This is a genomic window from Neoroseomonas rubea, assembly GCF_016106015.1.
Taxonomy (GTDB): Bacteria; Pseudomonadota; Alphaproteobacteria; order Acetobacterales; family Acetobacteraceae; genus Neoroseomonas; species Neoroseomonas rubea.
In genome coordinates this window covers 1-5,156 of the sequence record NZ_JACADQ010000306.1, presented here as the reverse complement: position 1 = coordinate 5,156, position 5,156 = coordinate 1, and the positions used below count along the sequence as shown (strand labels likewise).

Here is a 5,156-nt window from a genome sequence, read left to right as displayed (position 1 = left end):
GGCCCGTCGTCGCGCGCATCGCGGCCGCGGCGGCCGATGCCGTGGGACAGCCCGCGCTGCGCCCGCGGCTCGATGCGCTCGGCCTGCTGCCCGCGGCCGAGGGGCCGGATGCCTTCGCCCGCTTCCTCGCCGCCGAGCGCGCGACCTTCTCGGCGCTGATCCGCGAGGAAGGCATCCGGCTCGACAGTTGAGCGGGCCGCGCGCCCTCAGTCGATGCTGAGGCCGAGCCGCGCGACGGTCGCGCGTTCATAGGCGACGCGCTCGGCCGCGAAGGCCAGGTATTCGCGCGGGCCGAGATACTCGTCCGGCATCTCCCACCGCCGCATCACCGCCTGGCTCGCCTCGTCCTGCATCGCCTTGCGCAGGGACCGGTGCAGCGTGTCCACGATCTCCGCCGGCAGCCCCTTCGGCCCGACGAAGCCGTAGGGGGAGGTGACGGACATGTTGTAGCCGAGGTCGTTGAGCGTCGGCGCGTCAGGGAAGGAGGGCAGCCGCGTGCGCGTCCAGACCGACAGCAGGCGGAACTCCCCGGTCTCGACCTGCGGACGCCAGGCCTGCGCATCCGCCACCATGTCGATCTGCCGGCCCAGCAGCGCGGTCACCCCTTCCTGCGCGCCGCGGAAGGGGACGTGCAGCAGCTCGCAGCGCTCGCGGGTGGCGAGTTCCTCCATCGCGAGGTGATTGGTGGTGGCGATGCCCGAGGTGGAGAAGCTGATCCGCCCGGGCCGGGCGCGGGCATCGGCGAAGACCTCGGCCAGCGTCCGCCAGCGCGCGTCGCTGCGCACCACCGTGCCGAAGACGAAGCCCGAGAGCTGCATGATGTAGGAGAAATCCGCCACCGGGTCCCAGGTGGGCTGCCGCGTCAGGAAGGGGTGGCGCAGGATCGACAGGTGGTGGTGCGCCAGCGTGTAGCCGTCGGGCTGCGCCTGCTGCGTCAGGAAGATGGCCGCGCGGGTGCCGCGCGCGCCGGGCATGTTCTCCGAGACGATGTTCTGGCCGAGGTCGCGGCCCACGATGTCGAACATCGTCCGCTGCAGCGCGTCGAGCGACCCGCCCGGCGGCCAGGGCGTGATGATGCGGATCGGCCGGTTCGGAAACCGGCCCTGGCCGAGCGCAGGGCGCGCGAGCAGCGCTGCGCCGGCGGCGAGCGCCGCGCGGCGGGGGAACATGGCGGTCATGGACACCTCCCTGGCCCGGTCAGTCGATGCTGAGGTTGAGGCGCTTGACCATGCGTTCCTCGTACACCGCGCGTTCGCGCGCGAAGCGCGTGTAGTCGGCGGGGCCGAGATATTCGTCCGGCATGTCGTTGCGCCGCATATAGGTCTGGATGGCCTCGCTGAACTGCATGCGCTTGAAGGCCTGGTGCAGGAACTCCGTCACCTCCGGGTCCATCCCCTTCGGCCCCGCGATGCCGTAGGGGGAGGTGACGACCATGCCGTAGCCGAGGTCCTGCAGCGTCGGCACGTTCGGGAAGGCGCCGAGGCGCTGGCGCGTCCAGACCGCGAGCAGGCGCATCTGCCCCGCCTCCACCCCCGGCTGCCAGGCGTTGGAATTGGCGATGACATCGAGCTGGCGGGCGAGCAGCGCGGTGATGTTCTCGCTGGTGCCGCGATAGGGAACGTGGATCATCTGCACGCCCTCGCGCTCGCACAGCTCCTCCATCGCAAGGTGGTTGGACGTCGCGATGCCCGAGGTGCCGTAGCTGAGATGCCCCGGGCGCGCGCGCGCCGCGGCCCACATGTCGGCGAGCGTGTTCCAGCCCGAGGCCGGGTGCACCACGTGCCCGAAGACGAAGCCCGATTGCTGCATGACGTAGGTGAAGTCGTCGACCGGGTTCCAGGTCGGGCGCGTCGTCAGGAAGGGGTGGCGGATGACCGAGAGGTGGTGGTGCGCGATGGTGTAGCCATCCGGCCGCGCCTGGGTGACGAGCTGGATGGCCGCACGCGTGCCGCGCGCGCCGGGCAGGTTCTCGATGATCAGCGCCTGGCCGAATTCGCGCTGGAAGATCTCCGCCTGCAGCCGCATGAAGCCGTCGAGCGTGCCGCCCGGCGCCCAGGGGATGAGGAAGCGCACGGGCCGGTTCGGAAACCGCCCCTGGCCGAGCGAGGGACGTGCGAGCAGCGGCAGCGCCGCCCCCGCGAGGATCAGCCGCCGCTGCAGCATCGCCGCCCCCCTCAGCCGTCGAGGGAGAGGTTGAGGCGGCGGACCATCGCGCGCTCGTATTCCACGCGCTCGGCGATGAAGGCGCGGTAGGTCTGCGTGTCCTGGTAGACGAGCGGCATGTCGAAGCGCGCGCGCACCTCGGCGTTCTCGGGTGTCATGAGCGCGTCGCGCATCGCGTCGTGCAGGATGCGCACGATCCCTTCATCCATCCCGCGCGGCCCGCTCACGCCGTAGGGGGAGGTGACGACGAGGTCGTAGCCGAGTTCCTTGAGCGTCGGGACGTCGGGGAAGCGGCGCACGCGCTCGGCCGTCCAGACGGACAGCGCGCGCATCTGGTTGTTCTCGACGAAGGGTGCCCAGGTGGAGCTGTCGCAGACCATGTCCACCTGGCCGCCGATGACCGCCGTGACGGCCTCGTTGGATCCGCGGAAGGGGACGTGGGTGAGCTGGATGCCCTCCTTCTCCTGGATCGTCTCCATCGCCAGGTGGTTCGTCGTGCCGATGCCGGAGGTGGTGTAGTTGAGCCGCCCCGGATTGGCCCGCGCGAAGGCGATCATGTCGGCCCATGTGCGGAAGCGGCTGTCGGCGCGCACGGCGGTTCCGAAGAGCCAGCCCGTCATGCCGATGATATGGGTGAAGTCCGCGATCGGGTCCCATTGCGGGGTGCGCATCATCCAGGGGCGGCGCAGCACGGACAGGTGCATCTGCGTGAGCGTGTGCCCGTCCGGGCGCGCCTGCTGCGCCACCGTCATCGGCCCGAGCGTTCCGCCCGCCCCAGGCTGGTTGCGCACCACCACCGGCTGGCCGAGCGCGCGGGTGCACAGGTCGCCGATCGAGCGCAGCTGGATGTCCGCCGAGCCACCGGCCGGCCAGGGCACCACGATCTGGATCGGCCGGTCGGGGAAGCGGGCCTGCGCGCGGGCAAGGCCCGGGGCGGCGAGCACGGCGCCGGCGGCGAGAAGCCCCCGGCGGCTGGGCATGAGTGGGGTGTCGTCCCGGACGGGCATGGCGTGTTTCCTCTCCTCCCGGGCGGCGCATCTGGCGGCGCCTGCCCGCATGGCAAAAAGGATAGGCAGGGGACGGGCCGGGCGGGAAGCGGTTCCTCGCGCCTTGCTCCCGGGGCGGATGCTTGATCCCGGGGGCCGGGAGGGGCAGTTTCCGCGCCGCACAACAACACCCTCGCCAGCGCAGGACCCCGCCATGCCCGAAACCTTCGATGTCATCGTCATCGGCGCCGGTCCGGGCGGCTATGTCTGCGCCATCCGCGCGGCCCAGCTCGGCATGAAGGTCGCCTGCGTCGAGAAGCGGGAGACGCTGGGCGGCACCTGCCTCAACATCGGCTGCATCCCGTCCAAGGCGCTGCTGCATTCCTCGGAAGTGTTCGAGGAAGCGGGCAAGCATTTCGCCGAGCACGGCATCGGGGTGGGGCAGGTGAGCCTCGACCTGGCGCGGATGCAGGCGCGCAAGGCCGAGGTGGTCGGCGCCAACGTCAAGGGCGTCGAGTTCCTGTTCAAGAAGAACAAGGTGACCTGGCTGAAGGGGGAGGGGCGCATCACCGCGCCCGGGACCGTGCAGGTCAACGGCACCGACTACGCCGCGAAGCACGTCGTCATCGCCACCGGCAGCGAGAGCACGCCGCTGCGCGGCGTCGAGGTCGATGAGAAGCGCATCGTGACCTCCACCGGCGCGCTGGAACTCGAGGCCGTGCCGAAGCACCTCGTCGTCATCGGCGGCGGCGTGATCGGGCTTGAACTCGGCAGCGTCTGGCGGCGCCTCGGTGCCCAGGTGACGGTGATCGAGTTCCTCGACGGCATCCTCCCCGGCATGGATGGGGAAGTGCGCAAGCAGTTCGAGCGCATCCTGGCCAAGCAGGGCATGAAGTTCCGCCTGAAGTCGAAGGTCACGAGCGCGGTCGCGGACGGCACGGGCGTGACGCTGAAGGTCGAGCCGGCGGAAGGCGGCGCGGGAGAGGAGCTGCGCGCGGATGTCGTGCTGCTCGCCATCGGGCGGCGGCCCTTCGTCGCGGGCCTCGGCCTCGATGCCGTGGGCGTGGCGCTGGATGAGCGCGGGCGCGTCAAGACCGACGCGCATTTCGCGACGAACATCCCCGGCATCTACGCGATCGGCGATGCGATCGCCGGCGCGATGCTCGCCCACAAGGCGGAGGACGAGGGCTACGCACTCGCAGAAATGCTCGCCGGGCAGAAGCCGCACATCAACTACGATGCGATTCCGGGCGTGGTGTACACGTGGCCGGAAGTCGCCGCGGTGGGTGCGACCGAGGAAGCGCTGAAGGCGGCCGGGACCGCCTACAAGGTCGGAAAATTCCCCTTCATGGCGAATGGCCGGGCGCGCGCCATGGCCTCGACGGACGGCTTCGTGAAGGTGCTGGCCGACAAGGCCACCGACAAGGTGCTCGGCGCGCATATCGTCGGGCCGGATGCCGGCACGCTGATCGCCGAGATCGCCATGGCGATCGAGTTCGGCGCGAGTGCCGAGGACATCGCCCGCGTCAGCCACGCGCATCCTTCGCTGAACGAGGCGGTGAAGGAGGCGGCGATGGCGGCCTGGGACAAGCCGGTGCACGTCTGAGCGCGACGGGGCGGGATCCGTGTCCCGCCCCCGTTGCAGCCGCGCCCCGCGCGGACCATCTGCGCAACCATGATCATCCTGCGTCCGTCGCTTCCCCGGAAGGTCATGGGCTGGGGGCTGCTCGTCCTCGGCGTGCTCGGCCTGGTGCTGCCCTTCCTGCAGGGATTCCTCTTCCTCGCCCTCGGCGTCTTCGTGCTGCGCGACCAGCATATCTGGGCGGCGCGGCGCTGGGGCTGGGTCGCCGACCGCTGGCCGCAGCATGTCGGCCGCGTGGAGGAGATGGAGGCCGGCCTCGGCCGCCGCGTGGCCGGCGCGGCGGAGCGCGTGCGACGCCTGTTCGGCCGCGCCTGAGCCCCCGGACGCGAAGCGTGGCCCCCGGCGCCACGGGAACGGGCCCCCTG

5 protein-coding genes and 1 pseudogene are annotated in these 5,156 nt (G+C 71.0%); 3 read left to right on the top strand and 3 right to left on the bottom strand.

Going from position 1 to position 5,156, the window contains the following annotated elements:
• Positions 1 to 191, top strand: a pseudogene (locus HW577_RS20345) (hypothetical protein); the annotation flags it as partial.
• A 15-nt stretch (positions 192 to 206) separates the two neighbouring features.
• Here the strand turns inward: HW577_RS20345 and HW577_RS20340 are convergent.
• From HW577_RS20340 to HW577_RS20330, 3 genes are read right to left on the bottom strand one after another with little or no spacing between them, the layout of a single operon-like run.
• Entirely contained in the window at positions 207 to 1,178 is a 972-nt protein-coding gene (locus HW577_RS20340; RefSeq protein ID WP_198377951.1) for a tripartite tricarboxylate transporter substrate binding protein, read from the bottom strand.
• A 19-nt stretch (positions 1,179 to 1,197) separates the two neighbouring features.
• Positions 1,198 to 2,163, bottom strand: coding sequence for a tripartite tricarboxylate transporter substrate binding protein (locus HW577_RS20335; protein ID WP_198377950.1), 966 nt, complete (start codon positions 2,161 to 2,163; stop codon positions 1,198 to 1,200).
• An 11-nt stretch (positions 2,164 to 2,174) separates the two neighbouring features.
• On the bottom strand, positions 2,175 to 3,170 hold the full coding sequence (locus tag HW577_RS20330) for a tripartite tricarboxylate transporter substrate binding protein (RefSeq protein WP_232475097.1): 996 nt from the start codon (positions 3,168 to 3,170) through the stop codon (positions 2,175 to 2,177).
• A 193-nt stretch (positions 3,171 to 3,363) separates the two neighbouring features.
• Between HW577_RS20330 and lpdA the strand changes: the two genes are divergently transcribed.
• A complete protein-coding gene (lpdA, locus tag HW577_RS20325) occupies positions 3,364 to 4,755 on the top strand; it encodes a dihydrolipoyl dehydrogenase (RefSeq protein ID WP_198377949.1) in 1,392 nt (463 codons plus the stop codon).
• Positions 4,756 to 4,824: 69 nt separating this feature from the next.
• Positions 4,825 to 5,106 (top strand): PGPGW domain-containing protein, encoded by a 282-nt coding sequence (locus HW577_RS20320; RefSeq protein ID WP_198377948.1) that lies wholly within the window; start codon positions 4,825 to 4,827, stop codon positions 5,104 to 5,106.
• Positions 5,107 to 5,156: the final 50 nt, after the last annotated feature.